A 24,305-nucleotide genomic window follows, 5' to 3' on the forward strand; every position below is an offset into this window, starting at 1 on the left:
GAAAATGTGAATAGCGCTAGCATACCTTTCTATAAGGGGCTAGCGCTATTTTTAGTTGAAGAATCCTTGTGTGAATCCCTCGGCGAAATCTGAACAACCTGTTTTAATCGTATCCCAGCTTGGGGCGTTGAATGTAAGAATACACGTTACTATTAAAGATAGAATAGGTAGTACTAGTCGCATAATAGACCTCCACATTATTAATATTTATATATTTTAATTAATGATATATAGATTGTTAATATAAGTCAATGAAAGGAGTGGTTTTTAAGATGAGGTGGAAAAGAGAAGACGTTATCTTTGAAACGATAAGAGAAGCTGAAGTGTGGGCGGACGCGGTTGCGAATGAAATGTACGGGAGAGTATTTGATGGATATGAAACACCAGATTATAAAATAGCGTATGCTCTTTCATTTTTCCTAGCACAAAATCAAGATTTTATAATTCATACAGAAGTGAGTTTTAAAGAAGAGAGAGAAATCTATAGAGTTTGGCAAAATCCTGTGTAGCTGCAGGCGAGATATAATTACGTCTATTTTCTCAATTCTACACAAACGAACTCCATGAATAGACAATTATATTGAGAGGGACCTTGTTTTCTAGTATGATGAGAATAACGGGGAAAATACTAGGATGAAGAAGGTTTCAAGTCTATAACTTGGAGGAAAAGAATGAACAATCGTATTTTAGTAGTTGATGATGAGGAGTTTATCTTAACTTTAATCGAATTTAATTTACAACAAGCTGGTTTTGAAGTGATAACAGCGATGGATGGAGAAATGGCGCTTCAAAAAGCGACAACAGAACGTCCAGATTTAATTATATTAGATTTAATGCTTCCAAAAATGGATGGTATGGAAGTGTGTAAAGAATTACGATTGCAGCGCGTTATGACGCCAATTTTAATGTTAACAGCAAAAGATGATGAGTTTGATAAGGTGCTAGGTCTTGAACTTGGGGCAGATGATTATATGACAAAGCCATTTAGCCCAAGGGAAGTTGTCGCGCGTGTGAAGGCAATTTTACGCCGTACGAAATTACAACAAGAAGAGCAAGTTACAGAAACGTCAGATGAAGAGAGCATCACGATTGCTGAACTCAAAATTTTACCAGAGTTTTATGAAGCTTATTTCCAAGGAAGAAAGCTGGAATTAACACCAAAAGAATTTGAATTACTTGTTTATCTTGCGAAGAATAAGAGCCGCGTATTAACGCGTGATCAATTATTAAGTGCTGTATGGAATTATGATTTCGCTGGTGATACACGAATTGTTGACGTTCATATTAGCCATTTGCGCGATAAAATTGAACAAAATACGAAAAAACCGACGTACATTAAAACGATACGTGGTTTAGGATATAAATTAGAGGAGCCAAAAGGGGATGAATAAATTTCGTTCCAGGCTTCTTTTTACATTTGTTTCTCTTATTGTTTTTATTTTAGTCGGACTCGGTTTATTGCTGGAAACCATGTTTGAAAACTATTATATAGATCATGCGAAAGAGAGAATGGTAAAAGAGACAGAGTATGTTGCGGTATTAGCAGAAGAACAAGGTTTTGATGATGTTTTAAAAAATCCGTACGTATTTAAAAAGTTAGAAGAAAAAATATCAGCTTCTATTATATTTTTGGATGAAAAAAAGAACGTTCAATATAGCGGAGGAGAACAGTCTGCATTTAGCCAAGGGGTAATGAAAGAACTTTATTCTGAAACAACGAAACAAAGAAATAAAGTCATTACGAAAGAAACAGATCAGAATAATGAATTTTATCATGCGGTGTTCGTTCAAGATGTAGCAGGGAAACAAGGGTACATTTTGGTAAAAAGTACAATTGAGCCTTTGAAAGCTGTTCATCAAAAAACGTGGGGATTATTAATTATCGGATTTGTTATTGCGTGTCTTGTAGTCGTATTTTTAGGTATGAAAATTACAGGGCAATATATTAGGCCGATTGAATCCGTTACGAAAGTTGCTATCGAATTAGCGAAGGGCAATTATAAAGCGCGCGCTTACGAAAGTCATTCGGATGAAACAGGAATGCTAAGTAAGGCGATTAATATTTTAGCTCGTAATTTGCAAGAGATGACACTTGAGCAAGAAATGCAACAAGATCGTCTGCATACGTTAATTGAAAATATGGGAAGTGGAATGATTTTAATTGATAGCCGCGGTTATATAAACCTTGTGAATCGTTCGTATAAGGAAACTTTCCATGTAACAGATGAAGAATATTTAGATCGTTTATATTATGAGTCGTTTCATCATCCAGAAATTATAGAGCTTGTGGAAGAAATCTTTATGACAGAAGTGAAAGTGCGCAAACAAATGTTATTGCCGCTTGGAATTGAGCGAAAGCATTTTGAGGTATATGGAGCACCGATTATCGGGACGAACCATGAATGGAAAGGGATTGTACTTGTATTCCATGACATTACTGAGCTGAAAAAGTTAGAACAAATGAGAAAAGACTTTTTAGCGAATGTTTCCCATGAACTAAAAACGCCGATTACTTCTATTAAAGGTTTTTCAGAAACGCTCTTAGACGGCGCTATGGATAATAAAAAATTCTGCGAACATTTCTTGCATATTATTTTAAAAGAAAGTGAACGTATGCAAGGGTTAATTGAAGATTTATTAGATTTATCAAAGATTGAGCAACAAGGATTTAAATTGAGTATGGGGACCGTTGATATGAAGGGACTTCTTGAAGACATTCATATGGTGCTTGATAATAAAGCGGGAGAAAAAGAAATCTCTTTACAAGTAAATACGCTAAAACGAGTCTCTGTCATTGGAGATCCAAGTCGTTTGAAGCAAATCTTTATTAATTTAATTAATAATGCAATCGTATATACGCCGGCTGGAGGCGTTGTTTCTGTAGAATTAGCAGAAGATAAATATAATGCTTATATAAAAGTTTCGGATACTGGAATTGGTATTAGTAAAGATGAAATTCCGCGTATTTTTGAACGCTTTTACCGAGTGGATAAGGCGAGAAGTAGAAATACTGGTGGTACAGGCCTTGGATTATCGATTGTAAAGCATTTAGTCGAGGCGCATCACGGTACGATTACAGTGGATAGTGAAGTTGGAGAAGGGACAACATTTACAGTTGTTTTACCAAAATCAGCAACTGAAAAATAGGATGAAGGATGTTTACAATATATTAACAATGGCTTAATTAAATATTAATAAAGCTCTGTTAATATAATACATGAAAACCCCTTCATCCAAGGAGTAATTTTGGACGAGAATAGTTATGCTGTTCTCGTCACTTCCCTTTTATATTAGTAAACGTTTTTATATATGATAGAAAATAGCCGTTATTTTTCTTCTCTCTATTAGTCATGTTAATATAGAGAGAGGAAAGGAACGGTTTTTTTCTGTGAAAAAAACCATTTCAAATTTGCATGGGGAGGTTTCTGATTTGGAAAAAAAGGTCGTATTAGTAGATGGTAATAATATCGCGTATCGTGCTTTCTTTGCACTACCGCTTTTAAATAACGACAAAGGTATACATACGAACGCAATTTACGGTTTTACAATGATGTTAATGAGAATATTAGAGGAAGAAAAACCGACGCATATGTTAGTAGCGTTTGATGCGGGGAAAACGACATTCCGTCATAAAACATATAGTGAGTATAAAGGAGGACGTCAAAAGACTCCACCTGAATTATCAGAGCAATTCCCGTTTATTCGTGAGATGCTTGATGCATTCAACGTACCGCGTTATGAGCTTGAAAATTATGAAGCGGATGACATTATGGGAACGCTAGCAAAAGAAGCGAGTGAACAAGGGGCAAATGTAAAAGTTATTTCAGGAGATAAAGATTTACTTCAACTTGTTTCTGAAAACACGCTTGTATGTATTCCTCGAAAAGGGATTACGGAAGTAGATGAATATACGAAAGAAGCTTTATTTGAGAAATACAGTTTATCACCAAAGCAAATTATCGATATGAAAGGTTTAATGGGAGACCAATCAGATAATATTCCAGGTGTACCAGGGGTTGGTGAAAAAACTGCGATTAAATTGTTAACACAGTTTGGAACGGTTGAAGAAGTGTATGAAAATATAGATCAAGTAAGCGGGAAGAAATTAAAAGAAAAGCTGGAAGCAAATAAAGACCAAGCTCTTATGAGTAAAGATCTTGCAACCATTATTACAGACGCACCGATTACTGTGAATGTGGATGATATGGAGTATAAAGGATATGAAGCAAGTGATGTCATTCCAATGTTCGAGAATTTAGGATTTACATCTCTTTTAAACAAATTAGGTGTTACGCCAGAAGAAACGGCTCCAGCTGAATTAGATGATATTACATTTGATATTGTAGAAGAAGTTACAGAAGAAATGCTTCAGCAAGATAGTGCGCTTATCGTTGAAGTACAAGAAGATAATTATCATAAAGCAGATATTCAAGGTTTCGGTATTCAAAATGAAAATGGCTGTTACTTTATTCAGACAGACATTGCTCTTAAATCAGATGCTTTTAAAGAGTGGCTTGCAGATGGAGAAATGAGAAAGCATACATTTGATGCGAAGCGTGCGATTGTTGCACTGAAATGGAACGATATAGATATGCAAGGGATTGACTTTGATCTATTAATCGCTGCTTATTTACTTGACCCGGCTGATACGGATAAAGATTTCCGTACTGTAGCGAAAATGAAAGAAACGCATGCTGTGAAATCTGATGAAGAAGTTTACGGAAAAGGTGCGAAGCGTGCTGTTCCAGAGCTAGACGTAGTAGCGGAGCATGTGGCTCGTAAAGTACATGTATTATACGATGTAAAGCAAACATTCGTTGAAGAGTTAGAAAAGAATGAGCAATATGAACTGTTTACCGAGTTAGAATTACCACTTGCACGTGTATTAGCTGATATGGAAGTAAAAGGTGTAAAAGTTGATACAGAGCGCCTTCGTAATATGGGAGAAGAACTTGCAGGTAGATTAAAGGAAATGGAACAGGAAATTTATAAGCTTGCGGGAACAGAATTTAATATTAATTCACCGAAGCAGCTTGGTGTAATTCTGTTTGAGAACTTAAACTTACCAGTTATTAAAAAGACGAAAACAGGTTATTCTACGTCAGCTGATGTACTAGATAAGCTGATGGATCACCATGAAATTATTCCAAACATTTTACATTACCGTCAATTAGGGAAACTAAACTCAACGTATATTGAAGGTTTATTAAAAGTTGTACATGAAGACACATCTAAAATCCATACTCGTTTCAATCAAGTATTAACGCAAACGGGCCGATTAAGTTCAACGGATCCAAACTTGCAAAATATCCCGATTCGATTAGAAGAAGGACGAAAGATTCGTCAGGCATTCGTTCCATCAGAAGAAGGATGGATTATGTACGCGGCGGATTATTCACAAATTGAGCTTCGTGTATTAGCTCATATTGCAAATGATAAAGGGCTAGTTGACGCGTTCCAACATGACATGGATATTCATACGAAAACAGCTATGGATGTATTTGGTGTTGAAAAAGATGAAGTAACTTCAAATATGAGAAGACAAGCGAAAGCTGTTAACTTCGGAATTGTGTATGGTATTAGTGATTATGGTCTTTCACAAAACTTAGGAATTACAAGAAAAGCAGCAGCGGAATTTATTGAAAAGTATTTAGAAAGTTTCCCTGGTGTACAAGAATACATGGATGACATCGTAAAAGATGCGAAGCAAAAAGGATATGTGGCTACATTATTAAATCGTCGCCGTTACATTCCGGAAATTACGAGTCGTAATTTCAATTTACGCAGCTTTGCTGAGCGTACAGCTATGAATACGCCAATTCAAGGTACTGCAGCAGATATTATTAAAAAAGCAATGATTATTATGGCAGATCGTTTAGAAGAAGAAGGATTACAAGCGCGTCTTCTTCTGCAAGTACACGATGAATTGATATTTGAAGCGCCGAAAGAAGAAATTGAAAAATTAGAGAAGCTTGTACCAGAAGTAATGGAGCATGCAATTGAACTCGCAGTTCCGCTAAAAGTTGATTATTCTTACGGTCCAACTTGGTACGACGCAAAATAAGGAAGTGATGAAATGCCTGAATTACCAGAGGTTGAAAATGTCAGACGGACACTTGAAAATCTTGTAACAGGAAAAACAATTGAAGATGTTATTGTTACATATCCAAAAATAGTAAAACGACCGGATGATGTAGAAATCTTTAAAGAAATGCTTAGAGGCGAGAAGATTGAAAATATAAAGCGAAGAGGAAAGTTTTTGCTTTTATATGTAACGAATTATGTTATTGTTTCACATTTGCGTATGGAAGGTAAGTTTTTACTGCATCAAGAGGATGAGCCAATTGATAAGCATACGCACGTCCGTTTCTTATTTACAGATGGAACGGAATTACATTATAAAGATGTGAGAAAGTTTGGGACGATGCATCTCTTTAAAAAAGGTGAAGAGTTGAATCAAATGCCTCTTGCTGACTTAGGTCCGGAGCCATTTGATGCTGAATTGACACCACAGTATTTACAAGAGAGATTGCAAAAAACAAATCGCAAAATAAAAGTCGTATTATTAGACCAACGTCTTTTAGTGGGGCTTGGAAATATATATGTAGATGAAGTTTTATTCCGTTCACAAATTCACCCAGAGCGAGAAGCATCGTCTTTAACGGCAGAAGAAATCGAGCGAATTTATGAGGCGACTGTTACAACGCTAGGCGAAGCGGTAAAGCGTGGCGGTAGTACAATTCGAACGTATATTAACTCGCAAGGACAAATTGGTTCGTTCCAGGAACTTCTAAATGTATACGGAAAAAAAGGAGAACCGTGTGTAACTTGCGGTACGATATTAGAAAAAACAGTTGTTGGCGGAAGAGGAACGCATTACTGCCCGATTTGCCAGCCAAGAATATAGAAAAGAGATAACATCGGATAGGCATTTGTCATATACATACAGCAGAGCTATGTATAAGGGAGGAGCTTACCGATGTACCTTTATTTATCTCTTATTTTATTAGCTTTTACATTAAGCTTAGATAGCTGTAGTGTAGGGCTAACATATGGTTTGAGAAGTGTAAGAATTCCACTAAGATCAATTATAATTATCGGAATGTGTTCAGCGGCTGTTATGCTTGTTTCAATGGGAATTGGACATATGATCGCGAAAGTATTTTCACCTGTTATCGCAACGCGTATCGGTGGGCTTGTTCTTATTGGAATCGGAATTTGGGTATTATACCAATTTTTTCGAAGTGAGAAAAAAGAAGAACCGAAGCAAGAGGAGAAAGTTTGGAAATTAGAAATTGCTTCACTCGGGCTAGTGATTCAAATTTTACGGAAACCGACTGTGGCGGATTTTGATAAATCAGGCACTATTTCTGCAGGAGAAGCATTGCTTCTTGGTATCGCTCTTTCTATAGATTCGTTCGGTGCCGGAATTGGTGCATCTTTATTAGGATATGCCCCTGCTATGATGGCTGTATTAGTTGCGGTTATGAGTTCTTTGTTTTTATTTATTGGAATGAAACTTGGAACGGTTTTATCAAATATGAAATGGTTACAAAAATTTACATTCCTGCCTGGGGTATTACTCATTATTATTGGAATTTGGAAAATGTAAGTACGGGCGTGGAACATTAGTTTCGCGCCTTTTATATTGCGAGGAGGATTATGATGACGGTAGTAATTGGATTAACAGGAGGCATTGCAAGTGGAAAAAGTACAGTGTCTCAAATGTTTCGTGAACTGAGTATACCAGTTATTGATGCGGATATTATTGCAAGAGAAGTTGTAGAGCGAGGAAAACCAGCATATAACCAAATAGTAGAAGTGTTTGGAGCGGAAGTATTACAAGGAGATGGAGAGCTGGATCGTCCAAAATTAGGAAGTGTTGTTTTCTATAATGAAGAAAAACGATTGCAGTTAAACAAAATTGTTCACCCTGCAGTTCGTGAGGAAATGAATAGGCAAAAGGAACTGTACATAAAAGAAGGTGCACAAGCGGTTGTGTTAGATATTCCTCTCTTATTTGAAAGCAACTTAACAAGTCTTGTTGACCGCGTATTAGTTGTAGCAGTTAAGCCGCATACGCAATTAGAACGTTTAATGAAACGAAATAATTTTTCAGAAGAAGAAGCAACAGCTCGTATTCAATCTCAAATGCCGTTAGAAGAAAAAGTGAAACATGCAGATGAAGTGATAAATAATGATGGCACAATTATGGGAACGAAAACACAATTACAGGTGATTTTAAAGAATTGGAACATTATTGACTAAAAAATTGTGAAATTAATGAAAATGCTTAGTGACATATCCCCTTTTTGTGTTATACTATTATTGGGATTGGAGATAAATAGTATAACGCATTCAAGGGGGATAACATATTATGACTCGTGTGGCAATTAATGGATTTGGACGTATTGGGAGAATGGTATTTCGTCAGGCAATAAAAGAAAGCGCATTCGAAATTGTAGCAATCAATGCAAGCTATCCATCTGAAACGTTAGCACATTTAATTAAATATGATACAGTTCACGGCAAGTTTGACGGAACAGTAGAAGCATTTGAAGATCATTTATTAGTTGATGGGAAAATGATTCGCCTTTTAAACAACCGCGATCCAAAGGAATTGCCTTGGACAGATTTAGGTGTTGAAGTTGTAATTGAAGCAACAGGTAAATTTAATTCAAAAGAAAAAGCAATTCTTCATGTTGAAGCTGGAGCGAAAAAAGTTATTTTAACAGCGCCTGGTAAAAATGAAGATGTAACAATTGTAGTTGGTGTGAACGAAGACCAATTAGATATTACAAAACATACTGTTATTTCAAATGCATCTTGCACAACAAACTGTTTAGCGCCTGTTGTTAAGGTGTTAGATGAGCAGTTTGGAATTGAAAACGGTTTAATGACAACTGTTCACGCTTATACAAATGACCAAAAAAATATTGATAACCCACATAAAGATTTAAGAAGAGCACGTGCTTGCGGACAATCAATCATTCCGACAACGACAGGTGCTGCGAAAGCGCTTGCAAAAGTTCTTCCGCACTTAAACGGAAAACTTCATGGTATGGCACTTCGTGTACCAACACCAAACGTGTCTCTTGTTGACTTAGTAGTAGATGTAAAACGTGATGTGACAGTTGAAGCTATTAATGAAGCATTCAAAACTGTTGCAAACGGTGCGTTAAAAGGCATTGTAGAATTCAGTGAAGAGCCTTTAGTATCTATTGACTTTAATACAAATACACATTCAGCTATCATTGATGGTTTATCTACAATGGTAATGGGTGATCGTAAAGTGAAAGTACTTGCTTGGTATGATAACGAGTGGGGCTACTCTCGTCGTGTTGTAGATCTTGTAACGTTAGTTGTTGACGAATTAGCGAAACAAAAAAATGTGCAACATATTTAAGTAAATAAGGGAGAGGGCAAGGGAATATTTGCCCTCTTTTTTTTATTTTTTTCTGAAAAGGAAAAAAATTATAGGAGTATATTTTCGGAAGTGGACATACCACGAAACGTTGGGATTACTGTATTTGTGAATCATTTATTTTTTTTAGGGAAAAGTAAAGAGGAAAATATGACAGAAAATCGAAAAAACTGTTGTTGCAAAATGAAAATAAACAAAGTATACTAACACTCGTAAACTTAAGAGCTGAGGTACGTAGTCACTACTTAAAGGGTTAGGACCTCTCTGGACTAACTTTCCCCCGTGGTAGTGGAGCAAGCCAAATTGCAAATTAGTTTTCAATTCGAACAGTTAGAATAAATTTACAAGGGGGAACTGTAGAATGGATACTATGGATACGATGGGTCGTCACGTGATCGCTGAACTTTGGGATTGCGATTTCGACAAGCTTAATGACATGCCGTATATTGAACAATTATTTGTGGATGCAGCACTAAGAGCTGGTGCTGAAGTACGTGAGGTTGCTTTCCATAAATTTGCACCACAAGGTGTAAGTGGAGTAGTAATTATCTCGGAATCACATTTAACAATTCATAGCTTTCCGGAGCACGGTTACGCAAGTATTGATGTTTATACTTGTGGGGATCGTATTGATCCAAATGTTGCTGCAGAATATATTGCAGAAGGTTTAAACGCGAAAACGCGTGAGAGCATCGAGCTTCCTCGAGGCACTGGTAGCTTCGAAATTAAGCAGAGAGAAACAAAAGCTCTTTAAAAAAGAACATAATTGATTTAAAATGTAAAGAGGTGTATAATGCACCTCTTTTTTAGTTTATAAAAAAGGGAAAATATAACGTACTCGTTAGTTGAATAAATGGACCTCTTACGAATAAGGCAGCATTTCATCTACCATCTTATTTTTGAAAACGAGATGATAAAATAATGCGCTTCAACTTAAAGTGGTAAGAGAGTTAGAATGAGTTATATAATAATGTATATATATTGTCAGATGAAGTAAGTAGAGAAAAAATAAAGAGTATAGTGTAAAGGAGTGAATATATTGCGTTGTCCATCCTGTTCTCATAATGGTACAAGAGTGTTAGATTCGCGTCCGGTAGACGAGGGGCGCTCTATTCGAAGAAGGAGAGAGTGTGAAAGCTGTTTAAGTCGCTTTACGACATTTGAAAGAGTAGAAGAGTCACCTCTTATCGTTGTAAAAAAAGAAGGTACACGAGAAGAGTTTAATAAAGAAAAGATTTTACGTGGCTTAATTAAAGCATGTGAAAAAAGACCGGTATCTTTAAGACAATTAGAAGAAGTAACTCAAAGTGTGGAACGTGAACTTCGTAATTTAGGTATATCAGAAGTGAAAAGTGATATGATTGGTGAAATTGTTATGGAAGAACTGCGTGATATCGATGATGTTGCTTACGTGCGTTTTGCTTCTGTATATCGCCAATTTAAAGATTTAAATGTATTTATTGAAGAATTAAAAGATATACTGCAAAAAGAAAGAGAGTAGAAGCTGTATTGTATTCTCTTTACATACCGTAAGTAATGAGATAAGAGAGCTAGAGGCGTAAGCTAATAGCTCTTTTTCGCTAAGGAATTATATAATGAAGATAGAACGAATGAAGTAGAGGATAGATTGGATGAGAGGAAAGGAAAAGCAAGAATGGAAAAACAGTCATGGATGGAGCTATTGCCAATTGATCGTTATAAAGTAAGTGCGAAAGGGTTATTGCATAATTACGACCGAAAAGTGTTAACGATGTTGTATCAGCCGTTAATAGGTAGTAGAGCTTTTAGCTTGTACATGACGCTATGGGGAGAGTTAGAGCAAGACCGTGTGTTTGGAAAAGAGAATACGCATCATTCCCTTATGGTGACCATGCAAATGCAACTTCCCGAAGTATATGAGGAACGAGTAAAGTTAGAGGCAATTGGGCTTTTGAAAGTATATATTAAGAAAGAAAAAGATATTCGAATGTTTATATATGAGCTGCAACCACCTTTATCTCCGAAGCAGTTTTTTGATGACATTGTTTTAAGTATCTTTTTATACAATCGATTGAGTCGGACAAAATATAATCAAGTAAAGCAATATTTCTTAGAAGAAGAATTTGATTTTGTATCTTATGAAAATGTGACGCGTTCTTTTAATGATGTGTTTGGTTCGTTTAATCCAGGACAGCTTGAGCATGCGCAGGAAGACCTTCGTATTCCAAAAACGACAGCAATGCCAAGTAATGAAAAGGGAGACGCTCCAAAAGTTTGGAATGATTTCTTTGATTTCTCCTTATTTGTAGATGGCTTGTCGGCTCTTGTCCCTAAAAAGGCGATTACAGATCAAGTGCGAGAATGTGTCATTACACTTGCTTACGTGTATGATGTAGATGTGTTATCAATGCAAAATATCGTTCTTGGTGCGATGACAGAGATGCAGACAATTGATGTCGAAAGGCTTAGAAAAGGAGCACGTGATTGGTATCAGTTCGAAAACGGTCAAGCGTTACCTGTATTAAGTGAAAGAGTACAGCCTCACGCTGCACGTATGATGAAAGAGAAAGAGCCTTCTACGCAAGAAGAGATGTTAATCAAACAGCTAGAGGAAATCTCACCAAAACAACTACTGAAAGAAATCTCTGGCGGTGCAGAGGCGACAAAGGCTGACTTGCAAATTGTTGAAGATGTAATGATTAATCAAAAGTTAGCGCCAGGTGTTGTGAATGTACTTATTTATTACGTTATGCTACGCTCGGATATGAAACTTGCGAAAACGTATGTGGAGAAGATTGCTGGGCATTGGGCACGTAAAAAGGTAGGTACAGTAGCTGAAGCAATGGCATTAGCGAAAGAAGAGAATCGTCAATATCAAGAGTGGGCTGAGACGAAGAAAAAAGGTCGTACGTCGAAGAAAACGGTACGACAAGAAATGGTACCAGATTGGCTGAAAGAAGAGCCGAAAGAACAATCGAAAGAAACAGTGAAGAAAGATGTAAGTAAGAAAAAAGATGCAAGTACGTTAGATGATGAACGAAAACGACTAGAAGAAGTGTTAAAAAAATATAAGCGTGATTAATAGAAGAGAATGAACGCTCTTTGAGGTGAGAAGATGGAGCATATTCAAAATTCATTTGCAAAGTTAATGGAAAATGAAAATTTTAAAAATAGATATGAAGTATTAAAGGCGGAAGTAATGGCACATCCGCGTGTGAAAGAATTTATAGACGAACATAAAGGTGAAGTAACAACTTCTATGATTGAGCGCAGTCTTGTAAAATTATACGAATATATTGGACAAAGTGTAGGTTGCGCGGATTGTCCGGATTTAGGTTCGTGTAAAAACATGCTGCAAGGATATGAGCCAAAGCTCGTTATCCAAGGGAAGATGATCGATATTCAATACGATCGTTGCGTTAGAAAAGTAGCATATGATGAGAGAAAGAAATATGAAAAGCTCGTTCAAAGTGTATATATGCCAACTGACATTTTACAGGCAACAATGGAAAACTTAGATCCTTCAGATTTAGATGCACGTATTGATGCAATTGGTGCAGCTAATGAATTTTTAAATACATATGAACCTGGTAAAAAAGTACAAGGTTTATATTTGTACGGTAAATTTGGTGTAGGGAAAACGTATTTGTTAGGAGCAATTGCGAATGAGCTTGCTCGAAAGAAAATAAGTTCGATGCTCGTATACTTCCCTGAATTTTTACGTGAAATTAAAAGTTCGATTCAAGATAATTCAATTGGGGAAAAGATTGATGCGGTGAAACGCGTACAAGTTTTAATGTTAGATGACATCGGAGCAGAAGCGATGTCAAGCTTTGTGCGTGATGATGTGCTTGGTGCGATTTTGCAATTCCGTATGTTAGAAAACTTACCGACGTTCTTTACGTCTAACTTTGATTTCAAGGAATTGGAACATCATTTAACTTACACACAACGCGGTGAAGCAGAACAAATGAAAGCAGCGCGTATTATGGAACGAATTAAATATTTAGCGAAGCCAATTCCAATTGGCGGGAAAAACCGACGTCATAAGTAAAGAGTAAGCTGAGAAGCTTGCTCTTTTTTTCGTTTTGAACACTTTTCAGACTAGGTGAATTGCAAAACGAAAAGTTCTTATAGAAAATTCATTGTAGCTTGTATCATTTTTTTCTCCCTCCCTTAATATATATAAAATTAGCAAGCCATATCGAGTGGATTTTCTAACGATAAGAAATGTAATTCTACTAAGAGTGAACTTTCACGCGGGACGGACTCTTATAGGATTTGTAACGTATAGATACAGTCCTTTAGAGCAGGGATAAAAGGGGGGACAAAAGTGATTGAAATTTGCTTCGAAGAAAAAAATGATGCTGTGCACGTATATAGACAACTACTGAAAAGAGCGGAACTGTTATATAAGGAAACGAGTGTGTATTTACAGGAACAAAAAGTGGTGATTCATATACCAGTATGTGAATCGAATTATATTGAAAAGGTTTTATTGCCAGTAATGGTATATTTCATTGTGAATGTGAAACAAAATGAGTGGATATATACAATCTTAAAAGAGAAGTTTTTTTATGAAGAAGAGGAAGAATGTCATCAAATACTGCATATGGCACATGAGATTTTAAAAGGAAGAAGAAAAGGGATTGCTCGTGAATTAACACGTCACACATTTGAATCATATATTAAAACTTCTTTAAATAACTGGCTTTGTGATCCACTTTCATTCTCGTTTTCATCATATGTTCGTTTTCGTCTTCGTACATATAGGGAAATGGTAGCTAAGCTTGCTGAAGTGGCGATTGATGAGTATAAGTTGGAACAAGAATATCAAATGTTTATTGAGACGCTAAGGCAACAAGTACGCAGCCGAAAATCACGTTTGTCCTGTGTGCACCTTATTTTTGATGAAAGTTTTATTTTCTATGATGATAAAGGTAGACGTTTAAAACAGGAGAAATTGGTTCAATATATAGATGAGGAATTATTGAAGCAAAAGGATGTATATATTGATACGAAAGTAATTGCGCCACTTCTTTCTATTTCGCCGAAAAAAATTTATTTATATACGAAAGAACAAGACCATAATATGATTATTACTTTGCGAAATGTATTTCAAGAACGGGTACAATTACATGGATTACATGAGTTTGAGCGCAATGTGAAAAATTTAAAAAATAAAGGTAACGCCCTTGATTTTCTAAGTTTTTGAGCATATAATTACCTACATAAATGAAATATATTGAAATGTCATGATGAGGACATGAGTAGTTTTCTACGATTTTCAGAGAGGGAAGCCTTAGGGTGTGAGCTTCCTAGTACGGGATTATTACTTACCACCTCTAAACTTTAGCAGTGAACGTTTTTTCTAGTAATTGCTAACGGGCAACACCGTTATGTTGAACTTGAGCAATTAACAATAAGGTTAATTGGAACAAGGGTGGAACCACGAATTCAACACTCGTCCCTTTTTACGGGATGAGTGTTTTTTATTTTGAAAAAAAAGAGGAGTGACCAGTGATGGCAGATGTAGTTAAAATTACTTTCCCTGATGGAGCTGTGAAGGAGTTTCCAAAAGGCGTAACAACTGAAGAAATCGCAGCTTCTATTAGCCCAGGCTTAAAGAAAAAAGCTGTGGCTGGAAAATTAAACGATGAGATGATCGATCTTGTTACACCAATTGAAGAAGATGGTGCAGTTTCTATTATTACATTAGATTCTGAAGATGGCTTATACATTTTACGCCATTCAACAGCCCACCTTTTAGCACAAGCGTTAAAACGTTTATATAAAGATGTTAAGGTTGAGCTTGGTATTGGTCCAGTAATTGAAAATGGCTTCTACTACGATATTGATATGGAAGAAGCAATTACAGTTGAAGACTTCAAGAAAATCGAAAAAGAAATGCAAAAAATCGTGAACGAGAACTTAGAAATCGTTCGTCATGAAGTACCACGTGCAGAAGCAATTCGTCGTTTTGAAGAAATCGGCGATGAGTTAAAATTAGATTTAATTAACGATCTTCCGGAAGATGCGGTTATTTCAATTTATGAGCAAGGTGAATTCTTCGACCTTTGCCGTGGTGTTCATCTTCCATCTACAGGGAAAATTAAAGTATTTAAATTATTAAGCGTTGCGGGTGCTTACTGGCGCGGCGATAGCAATAATAAAATGCTACAACGTATTTACGGTACTGCATTCGTTAAGAAAGCAGAATTAGATGAGCACTTACGTATGCTTGAAGAAGCGAAAGAGCGCGATCACCGTAAATTAGGTAAAGAATTAAAACTATTTACTAATAGCCAAAAAGTAGGACAAGGTTTACCACTTTGGTTACCAAAGGGTGCAACAATCCGCCGCATTATCGAGCGTTACATCGTTGATAAAGAAGCAAGCTTAGGCTATGATCACGTATACACTCCAGTACTAGGAAGCAGAGAGCTTTATGAAACTTCTGGTCACTGGAATCACTACCGTGATGGTATGTTCCCATCAATGGAAATGGATAATGAAGAGTTAGTTCTTCGTCCAATGAACTGCCCTCACCACATGATGGTTTATAAAAACGATATTCACAGCTACCGTGAACTACCAATCCGTATTGCGGAACTTGGAACAATGCACCGCTATGAAATGTCAGGTGCGTTATCTGGATTACAACGTGTACGCGGAATGACTTTAAACGATGCGCACATTTTCGTTCGCCCAGATCAAATTAAAGAAGAGTTAAAACGTGTTGTAAACTTAACGCTAGAAGTGTACAAAGATTTCGGTTTAGAGAACTATTCATTCCGTTTATCTTATCGTGACCCAGCTGATACTAAAAAGTACTATGCTGATGATGAGATGTGGGAAAAAGCACAAGGTATGTTAAAAGAAGCTATGGATGAAATGGGTCTTGATTACTATGAAGCTGAAGGTGAAGCAGCATTCTACGGTCCAAAACTTGACGTTCAAGTTCGTACTGCTCTTGGAAAAGACGAAACACTTTCAACTGTACAATTAGACTTCTTACTTCCAGAACGCTTTGAATTAGCTTACGTTGGTGAAGATGGTAAACAACATCGTCCAGTTGTAATTCACCGTGGTGTTGTATCAACTATGGAACGTTTTGTAGCCTTCTTAATTGAAGAATACAAAGGGGCATTCCCAACTTGGTTAGCTCCAGTTCAAGCGCAAGTAATTCCGGTTTCTCCACAAGTACATTTAGACTATGCGAAGAAAGTACAAGATGAATTACGCCGTGCTGGTATCCGTGTTGAATTAGATACTCGTGAAGAGAAAATTGGTTACAAAATCCGTGAAGCACAAATGCAAAAAATTCCGTACATGCTTGTAGTAGGTGACAATGAAGTAACTGAAAACGGCGTAAACGTACGTAAATACGGTGAACAAAAATCAGAAACAATCGCATTAGATGCTTTTGTTGATATGATTAAAGTAGAAGGAAAACGATAAGACAGAGCCGCGGTACACCGCGGCTTTTCTATGTAATATAAGTGAGAAAAATTAGAAAAAATAACCATGTAACACTTATCATAAAAAAGTATTGCAAGTATGTTAGTTGTTTGTTACAATATTTCTTGTTGTTAGTAAAACACATCGCGTCTTCTTGACAGACGTCATGTCCTATGATAAACTCATCAAGGATAATAGAATATTGTTTTGTGGAACAAGTAGAAGCACCCGCTTCTCACCTGATGGACGCATTCGCAGTTTACAGGTAAATGTATTTCTTACTTAAGATTTTACAAGTGTGGGTGTCGTATGCCCGCACTTTTTTTGTCGGGTTCTATGACTACAAACTATGTTCTGAGAAAACCTTGGAGGTGGCTTACTATTAGCAAGGATATGATGATTAACGAGCAAATTCGTGCACGTGAAGTACGTTTAGTTGGCGCAAATGGCGATCAACTTGGAATCAAGTCTCGTAATGACGCTTTAGACTTAGCTGCAAATCTTAATCTTGATTTAGTATTAGTTGCTCCAAATGCGAAACCGCCAGTATGCCGCATTATGGACTACGGTAAATTCCGCTTTGAGCAACAGAAGAAAGAAAAAGAACAGCGCAAAAATCAAAAAGTAATTAGCATGAAAGAAGTTCGTTTAAGTCCAACAATTGATGAACACGACTTTAACACAAAACTTCGTAATGCTATCAAGTTTTTAGAGAAAGGCGACAAGGTTAAAGCGTCAATTCGCTTTAAAGGACGTGCCATTACTCATAAAGAAATCGGTCAACGTGTTTTAGATCGCTTCTCAGAAGCTTGTGCTGAAGTTAGTACAATCGAATCTAAGCCTAAAATGGAAGGACGCAGTATGTTCTTAGTTTTAGCACCGAAAAACGATAAGTAATAGATAGAGGAGGAAATACCTATGCCTAAACAAAAAACTCATCGCGGCGCTGCAAAGCGTTTCAAAAAGACTGGATCAGGTAAACTGAAACGTTCTCACGCTTACACAAGCCATTTATTCGCTAACAAATCTACAAAAGCTAAACGTAAACTACGTAAAGCTGGTGTAGTAAGCGCTGGTGACTTCAAACGCATTCGTCAAATGCTTGACAACTTAAAATAAGTTCGGCTGATATATAGAACAATTAGGAGGTAATATTATGCCAAGAGTAAAAGGTGGTACAGTTACTCGTCAACGTCGTAAAAAAGTAATTAAATTAGCAAAAGGTTACTACGGTTCAAAAAATACATTATTCAAGGTTGCTAACCAACAGGTTATGAAATCTCTAATGTATGCATTCCGTGACCGCCGTCAAAAGAAACGTGACTTCCGTAAATTATGGATTACACGTATCAACGCAGCAGCTCGTATGAATGGTCTTTCTTACAGCCGCTTAATGCACGGTCTTAAAAATGCTGGCATCGAAGTTAACCGCAAGATGCTTGCTGACTTAGCTGTTCATGACGAAAAAGCTTTCGCTGAATTAGCAACAGTTGCAAAAAACAACATTAACTAATTAATTAGTTGAAACCTTAGAAGATTTTTCTTCTAAGGTTTTTTGTTTGTATACAAAGAGAGATATGTCGTTATCGATATGACAAAATCAATATAAAAGCCATAGCAATATAGAAGAATATACATATGAAGCCAGGAGAATCCTCCTGGTTTTTTTCAATTATACTCCTTTGGAAAGAAGAGTATCTTTCCTACCTGAAACGACACTGCTATAATGGAAAGATGATATGGAACTTTCATCAGATAAAATAATATTTTTTATTAGTGGGCAATCCACGTATAATGATTAACTATCACCAATCGGAGTGAACAATCTAATTGTGATGATTGAAACGTATTTGTAAATTAAGGACAAGCTATTTTGTAAAGAGGTAAATGGCTGGCTTATTAATAAGAAACGAAAAATAATAATGAACTTTGAGATGAAACAACATTGTTGCGTATAATGCGATGTTGGAGGAGGACAATAGAATGGACTTACTACAACTATTTAAATTACAAAAAGAATTAGATGACCGTATTGCGAAGGAACACGGTTTACAACCGAAAAAGTTGTTAAAAGAAAAAATGTTAGCTCTTCTTGTAGAAGTTGGAGAACTTGCAAATGAAACGCGTTGTTTTAAATATTGGAGCAACAAACCAGCATCAGAACGTGAAGTAATACTAGAAGAATACGTAGATGGTTTGCATTTTATTTTATCAATCGGAATTGATTTAGGTATTGATAAAAACTTCCTATTCTATAAGTGTGCACAAACGAATAAAACACAAGTAGAAATTTTCTTAGACACATATGCGAAGGTGATTCGTTTTACAGATCAACCATCTATTACGAACTATATTGAATTATTTACAAGCTATCTTCGACTTGGACAAGCGCTTGAATTTGAACAAGAAGAGATTGAAAAAGCGTATTTAGACAAAAATGAAGTAAATCATCAGCGTCAAACACAAGGATACTAATTTAATTTTTGAATATTTCAATTTAATTATTGTATAATGAAGTGACTGAAGAAAAAGGAGGGTGTTGGCAATGACAAAATTAGACGCGACATTGACAATGCTAAAAGAATTAACAGATGCACGTGGTATTGCTGGTAATGAGCGTGAACCACGTGAAGTAATGAAGAAATATATCGAGCCGTTTGCGGACGAACTTTCTACTGATAATTTAGGAAGCTTAGTTGCAAAAAAAGTAGGGGAAGAAAACGGCCCGAAAATTATGGTTGCAGGTCATTTAGATGAAGTTGGCTTTATGATTACGCAAATTGATGACAAAGGCTTCCTTCGTTTTCAAACGGTTGGTGGCTGGTGGTCACAAGTTATGCTTGCACAGCGCGTAACAATTGTAACGCGTAAAGGAGACGTAACAGGTGTAATTGGTTCAAAACCACCGCACATTTTACCTCCAGAAGCACGTAAAAAGCCGGTTGATATTAAAGACATGTTCATCGATATTGGTGCTTCTAGCCAAGAGGAAGCAATGGAGTGGGGCGTACGACCAGGAGATCAAGTTGTACCTTACTTTGAATTCCAAGTAATGAAAAATGAAAAAATGTTACTTGCAAAAGCATGGGATAACCGAATCGGTTGTGCAATTGCAATTGACGTATTAAAACAATTAAAAGATGAGAAGCATCCAAACGTTGTATACGGCGTAGGTACTGTACAAGAAGAAGTCGGTCTTCGTGGTGCGAAAACATCTGCAAACTATATTAAACCAGATATCGCGTTTGCGGTAGATGTTGGTATTGCTGGAGATACGCCAGGTGTAACGGCAAAAGAAGCGCAAAGCAAAATGGGCGATGGACCACAGATCATTTTATATGATGCTTCTGTTATTGGACATACAGGTTTACGTGACTTTGTAGTTGATGTTGCTGATGAATTGGAAATTCCATACCAATATGATTCGGTAGCGGGCGGAGGAACGGATGCAGGTGCCATTCATATTGCTGTAAATGGTATCCCGTCTATGGCAATTACGATTGCAACGCGCTACATTCATTCTCATGCGGCAATGTTACACCGTGATGACTATGAAAATGCAGTGAAGTTAATTGTAGAAGTTATTAAACGTCTTGATAAAGAGGCTGTACATAACATTACATTTAATTAATAGAAAAGGCGAAGGATATTATCCTTCGCTTTTTTATGTTTTAAAAAGGTCTTTCTAATCCAGCAGCAGTATGAGCACCTAAAATAATTAAACGAGTTAATTGCATGGCCATAAAATGCGGGGTATATATCATTCCTCTTTTTAGCCATGACATGATCATCCCAATATGAGCCCCTGTCACATAACTAATTAAAATATCACGAGGAACCATAAGATCTTTATCATCTGGCTGTGAAATAGATAAGCTTAATGTTAAATGAGTTTGTATTGTTTTCATCATTTTATAAGAGTAGTTTCCAGCAGCTTTATCACCAAGCATAACGTTATAGAAGTTCGCATTTTCTGCGATATGTTCGAATAAGGCTAGAAAGGTTGGATTTGGTGAATCAAATGTAAGTTGAAACTCTTCTTTATTTCTATTTTTTGGTTTAATAACTTCTGTTAGCTTCTCTAACATTTCTTCAATGCTTTTGTCTAATAAGTCATATTTATCATGGTAATGGCTATAAAACGTAGCACGATTTACAGGAGCGCGTTCTGCGATATGTTGGACAGTTACATTTTCGAAGCCCTTTTCGCCTACTAAAGCGACAAAAGCATCCTGTATGAGTTGTCTCGTCCGCTTTACACGTGGATCATTTGTATTTTTAATAGACATTGTTACTTCTCCTCGTTTAATTTTTTATACTTAAACAACACGATGGTATTATATTGTTGTTTAAGCGACATTTCATACGAAAATTGTCGGTTGTAGTTTCAAAATAATTATTTATAATTATAAACGATAGTCCTTCAGAAATCAGCACCGCTCGCAGGTAGACATATTCTCGTTTACGCTGTAAATGGTGTGATTTTTTTGTTTAAAGGTTAATATAATTAACAATTAAACAATCTAAACAATAAGGACGTAAATAGTTTAGAAAAAAATTATATGCGATATAAGGAGAGGAATGCAATGAATCAGTTTCGAAGAATGGTGATTATTAACATTATCACATTAATTGTACTAGTTGGCGGCGGTATTGGCGGTTACTACTATTACAATCAAGCGGAAAATTACTTAAAAACAGACAATGCAAAAATTGATGGAAAGGTAATTCCGATTGCATCACCAGTAGCAGGTAAATTAACGGACTGGAAAGCTGAAGTAGGTAAGAACTACAATGAGAACGATAAATTAGGTGCTGTTACTGTAGCGGCAGCAAATGGAGAACAAACAGTAGATGTAACAATTCCACAAAATGCAACAGTTGTACAATCAAACGCGACGACAAATGCTTTCGTTGGAGCAGGTAGCCCAATTGCTTATGCATTTGATATGAACAATTTATGGGTAACAGCAAACATTGAAGAAACAGATGTTGACGATGTACAAAAAGGTCAAGATGTAGATGTGTATGTAGATGCATACCCAGATACAACGTTATCAGGAAAAGTAGAGCAAGTTGGATTAACAACAGCGAACACATTCTCTATGTTACCATCAAGCAACGCAACAGCGAACTATACGAAAGTAACACAAGTAGTACCAGTTAAAATTTCTTTAGATCATAGTAAATCAGTAAATATTGTTCCTGGAATGAATGTGTCAGTTCGTATTCATAAGTAAGGGGGAGATGAGATGTCCTCAATTGCAATTGTAGGATATGCACTATTTTGTATAATCGTCTTCTTCCTTGTAAATCGTCTTTTACGAAAGAAAAAAACGAACGTGGGAGAAGAACAAGTCCCAGCCGTAAATAAAATAGAAGTAAGTAAGGTAGAAACAGAAGAGAAAGAAATTGAACGAGAGCAAGAATCAAAAATTTCTAATGTAGTTGAGTTAGAAACAGGCAAGCAAGAAGAAGTAAAAAAAGAAAAAGAAGTGCCGAAAAAGCAAATGTCTACGCCTGTAGAGAATGTGAACGTAAAAGCAGTTGTAGCTGTATTAATTCTCGGCATGTTCGTTTCTATTTTAAACCAAACAATCATTAACGTCGCATTGCCACCGTTAATGAATGAATTTAATGTATCAACTTCAACAGCGCAATGGTTAATTACAGGTTTCATGCTTGTAAATGGTATTTTAGTACCGATTAGTGCCTTTTTAGTTTCGCGATTTACGTATCGTAAATTATTCGTAGCAGCAATGTTATTCTTCACTGTAGGATCTATCATTTGTGCTATTTCAGGAAACTTTACAATGATGATGACGGGCCGCGTTATTCAAGCGGTTGGTGCGGGTATTTTAATGCCGGTTGGTATGAATATCTTCATGACATTATTCCCGCCTCATAAGCGCGGAGCAGCGATGGGATTACTAGGTGTAGCGATGATTTTAGCACCAGCTATCGGACCAACTGTAACAGGTTGGGTGATTGAAAATTACAGCTGGAACTTAATGTTCTATGCGATGTTTATTATTGGTTTAATTATTACGTTCCTATCTTTAAAATTCTTTACACTAGCTCAGCCAGTGTCTAAAACGAAATTAGATATATTTGGTGTGGTTAGTTCAAGTATTGGACTAGGAAGCTTATTGTATGGATTTAGTGAAGCTGGAAATAATAGTTGGACTAGTGCAGAAGTCATTATTTCACTTATTATCGGTGTAATTGGTTTAGCGTTATTTATTTGGAGAGAGTTAACAACGGACAATAAAATGCTTGATTTACAAGTGTTTAAATATCCAGTATTTACTTTCACTTTAGTAATTAACGCAATCGTAACGATGGCATTATTCGGAGGTATGCTATTACTTCCAGTATATCTACAAAATATTCGTGGCTTTACGCCAATTGAATCTGGTTTACTACTTCTTCCAGGATCATTAATTATGGGAATCATGGGACCAGTAGCGGGTAAATTATTCGATAAATATGGCATTCGTCCATTAGCAATAATTGGATTGGCAATTACGACGTATGCGACATATGAATTTACAAAATTATCGATGGATACACCGTATAGCGTTATTATGACGGATTATATTATACGTTCAATTGGTATGTCATTCATTATGATGCCAATTATGACAGCTGGTATGAACGCACTGCCGATGAAATTAATTTCTCACGGTACAGCAACGCAAAATACATCAAGACAAGTAGCTGGTTCAATTGGAACGGCGATTTTAATTACACTTATGACGCAACAAACGACTGCCCACGTAGCAGATTACGGAAATATGTTAACAACGTCAAACCCAATATTAGTTGATAAAGTACACGGTATGGGGCAAAGTTTAGCGGCCTTAGCTGGATCAGCGCAAGCAGGAGATGCGATGAGCACGCAACTATTATATGGACAAATTTCAAAGCTATCTGCAATTAACGGTATTAACGATGCCTTCTTAATTGCAACGATACTCGCAGGGATTGCTTGGGTGTTATCGTTCTTCTTACCATCAGGCAACAAACCAAATAGAAAAGCAGGGAATTAATTTCCCTGCTTTTTTGTTTTTTATGCAGTTACATATAAAAGGTGATAACTAGTTACGGAGCACAGCCCTGTTATAAACAAAATCGTTCCCGTAGAACGAATACTCGATATTTGTCTGCCGCTTATAATGGCTAATAGTCCAGCTAAAGAGAAGAAACACCAATATAAAGTTCCCGAAATTGGAACCATCCCCTCTAAATCTATTCCAGAACCTATACAAATGATAGGAACAACGATAAGTAATATGCTAATTACACCAGCTATAATAGTAAGTAATTTACGATATTTCATGCTAGCAATAATTAAAAAACGCCGACAATGAATTCGCATAACATGAAAGTAAGAGCTAAAATGATTCAAGTTAATATTCCGAACACTTCTGTATTACCC

23 protein-coding genes, 1 pseudogene and 2 other annotated features are annotated in these 24,305 nt (G+C 36.4%); of the genes and pseudogenes, 21 read left to right on the forward strand and 3 right to left on the reverse strand.

The window, feature by feature from the left end:
- Positions 1–51: 51 nt before the first annotated feature.
- Positions 52–183 carry a hypothetical protein gene (locus VF726_RS07645; RefSeq protein WP_001241581.1) on the reverse strand — a complete coding sequence of 44 codons (132 nt, stop codon included), beginning with the start codon at positions 181–183 and terminating at the stop codon, positions 52–54.
- 89 nt (positions 184–272) lie between these two features.
- Here VF726_RS07645 and VF726_RS07650 point away from each other — a divergent pair, with 89 nt between their 5' ends.
- From VF726_RS07650 to VF726_RS07740, 19 genes are all read left to right on the forward strand, one after another.
- A complete protein-coding gene (locus VF726_RS07650; RefSeq protein WP_440167148.1) occupies positions 273–509 on the forward strand; it encodes a hypothetical protein in 237 nt (78 codons plus the stop codon).
- A 162-nt stretch (positions 510–671) separates the two neighbouring features.
- Positions 672–1,391 carry a two-component system response regulator PhoP gene (gene phoP / locus VF726_RS07655; protein WP_001065226.1) on the forward strand — a complete coding sequence of 240 codons (720 nt, stop codon included), beginning with the start codon at positions 672–674 and terminating at the stop codon, positions 1,389–1,391.
- Entirely contained in the window at positions 1,384–3,147 is a 1,764-nt protein-coding gene (gene phoR / locus VF726_RS07660) for a sensory box histidine kinase PhoR (RefSeq protein ID WP_440167151.1), read from the forward strand. The genes phoP and phoR overlap by 8 nt, the downstream gene beginning before the upstream one ends.
- 283 nt (positions 3,148–3,430) lie before the next feature.
- Positions 3,431–6,064 (forward strand): DNA polymerase I, encoded by a 2,634-nt coding sequence (gene polA, locus VF726_RS07665; protein ID WP_440167153.1) that lies wholly within the window; start codon positions 3,431–3,433, stop codon positions 6,062–6,064.
- A 12-nt stretch (positions 6,065–6,076) separates the two neighbouring features.
- Positions 6,077–6,907, forward strand: coding sequence for a DNA-formamidopyrimidine glycosylase (mutM, locus tag VF726_RS07670; RefSeq protein WP_429605906.1), 831 nt, complete (start codon positions 6,077–6,079; stop codon positions 6,905–6,907).
- A 72-nt stretch (positions 6,908–6,979) separates the two neighbouring features.
- Complete coding sequence (ytaF, locus tag VF726_RS07675) at positions 6,980–7,612, forward strand: sporulation membrane protein YtaF (protein WP_340421127.1); 633 nt, start codon at positions 6,980–6,982, stop codon at positions 7,610–7,612.
- Between the two features lie 53 nt (positions 7,613–7,665).
- A complete protein-coding gene (coaE, locus tag VF726_RS07680; RefSeq protein ID WP_440167156.1) occupies positions 7,666–8,268 on the forward strand; it encodes a dephospho-CoA kinase in 603 nt (200 codons plus the stop codon).
- A gap of 109 nt (positions 8,269–8,377) precedes the next feature.
- Positions 8,378–9,406 (forward strand): glyceraldehyde-3-phosphate dehydrogenase, encoded by a 1,029-nt coding sequence (locus VF726_RS07685; protein WP_000198978.1) that lies wholly within the window; start codon positions 8,378–8,380, stop codon positions 9,404–9,406.
- A gap of 388 nt (positions 9,407–9,794) precedes the next feature.
- A complete protein-coding gene (gene speD / locus VF726_RS07690) occupies positions 9,795–10,178 on the forward strand; it encodes an adenosylmethionine decarboxylase (protein ID WP_002003660.1) in 384 nt (127 codons plus the stop codon).
- A 285-nt stretch (positions 10,179–10,463) separates the two neighbouring features.
- Entirely contained in the window at positions 10,464–10,925 is a 462-nt protein-coding gene (gene nrdR, locus VF726_RS07695; protein WP_001203687.1) for a transcriptional regulator NrdR, read from the forward strand.
- Positions 10,926–11,078: 153 nt separating this feature from the next.
- Positions 11,079–12,485: a replication initiation and membrane attachment family protein gene (locus tag VF726_RS07700; RefSeq protein WP_440167159.1), complete on the forward strand. Its 1,407-nt coding sequence runs from the start codon at positions 11,079–11,081 to the stop codon at positions 12,483–12,485.
- A gap of 33 nt (positions 12,486–12,518) precedes the next feature.
- Entirely contained in the window at positions 12,519–13,457 is a 939-nt protein-coding gene (gene dnaI, locus VF726_RS07705) for a primosomal protein DnaI (RefSeq protein WP_440167161.1), read from the forward strand.
- Positions 13,458–13,736: 279 nt separating this feature from the next.
- Positions 13,737–14,618: a putative sporulation protein YtxC gene (gene ytxC, locus VF726_RS07710; RefSeq protein ID WP_440167163.1), complete on the forward strand. Its 882-nt coding sequence runs from the start codon at positions 13,737–13,739 to the stop codon at positions 14,616–14,618.
- Positions 14,619–14,649: 31 nt separating this feature from the next.
- Positions 14,650–14,878 (forward strand) — a binding site (T-box leader).
- Positions 14,879–14,926: 48 nt separating this feature from the next.
- Positions 14,927–16,864 carry a threonine--tRNA ligase gene (gene thrS, locus VF726_RS07715; RefSeq protein ID WP_000786081.1) on the forward strand — a complete coding sequence of 646 codons (1,938 nt, stop codon included), beginning with the start codon at positions 14,927–14,929 and terminating at the stop codon, positions 16,862–16,864.
- 210 nt (positions 16,865–17,074) lie between these two features.
- Positions 17,075–17,195, forward strand: a sequence feature (ribosomal protein L20 leader region).
- 62 nt (positions 17,196–17,257) lie between these two features.
- Complete coding sequence (infC, locus tag VF726_RS07720) at positions 17,258–17,761, forward strand: translation initiation factor IF-3 (protein WP_000973214.1); 504 nt, start codon at positions 17,258–17,260, stop codon at positions 17,759–17,761.
- A gap of 21 nt (positions 17,762–17,782) precedes the next feature.
- A complete protein-coding gene (gene rpmI, locus VF726_RS07725; protein ID WP_001125945.1) occupies positions 17,783–17,983 on the forward strand; it encodes a 50S ribosomal protein L35 in 201 nt (66 codons plus the stop codon).
- Between the two features lie 37 nt (positions 17,984–18,020).
- Positions 18,021–18,377 (forward strand): 50S ribosomal protein L20, encoded by a 357-nt coding sequence (gene rplT, locus VF726_RS07730; protein WP_001138362.1) that lies wholly within the window; start codon positions 18,021–18,023, stop codon positions 18,375–18,377.
- 470 nt (positions 18,378–18,847) lie between these two features.
- Entirely contained in the window at positions 18,848–19,339 is a 492-nt protein-coding gene (locus tag VF726_RS07735; RefSeq protein WP_440167169.1) for a dUTP diphosphatase, read from the forward strand.
- A gap of 70 nt (positions 19,340–19,409) precedes the next feature.
- Entirely contained in the window at positions 19,410–20,495 is a 1,086-nt protein-coding gene (locus tag VF726_RS07740; RefSeq protein WP_000163547.1) for a M42 family metallopeptidase, read from the forward strand.
- A 40-nt stretch (positions 20,496–20,535) separates the two neighbouring features.
- Here VF726_RS07740 and VF726_RS07745 read toward each other — a convergent pair whose 3' ends face one another.
- Complete coding sequence (locus tag VF726_RS07745) at positions 20,536–21,153, reverse strand: TetR/AcrR family transcriptional regulator (RefSeq protein ID WP_000023671.1); 618 nt, start codon at positions 21,151–21,153, stop codon at positions 20,536–20,538.
- A 297-nt stretch (positions 21,154–21,450) separates the two neighbouring features.
- On the opposite strand from VF726_RS07745, the gene VF726_RS07750 reads away from it, so the two are divergent.
- The gene (locus tag VF726_RS07750; protein ID WP_048531600.1) at positions 21,451–22,104 is read left to right on the forward strand and encodes an HlyD family secretion protein; all 654 of its coding nucleotides are present in this window, start codon (positions 21,451–21,453) and stop codon (positions 22,102–22,104) included.
- A 12-nt stretch (positions 22,105–22,116) separates the two neighbouring features.
- Positions 22,117–23,916 carry a DHA2 family efflux MFS transporter permease subunit gene (locus VF726_RS07755; RefSeq protein ID WP_440167172.1) on the forward strand — a complete coding sequence of 600 codons (1,800 nt, stop codon included), beginning with the start codon at positions 22,117–22,119 and terminating at the stop codon, positions 23,914–23,916.
- A gap of 20 nt (positions 23,917–23,936) precedes the next feature.
- On the opposite strand, the pseudogene VF726_RS07760 reads toward VF726_RS07755, so the two are convergent.
- Positions 23,937–24,250 (reverse strand): annotated as a pseudogene (locus tag VF726_RS07760) (ammonia permease).
- Positions 24,251–24,305: the final 55 nt, after the last annotated feature.

Source organism: Bacillus sp. Brlt_9 (assembly GCF_051948935.1).
In the GTDB taxonomy this organism is placed as follows: domain Bacteria; phylum Bacillota; class Bacilli; order Bacillales; family Bacillaceae_G; genus Bacillus_A.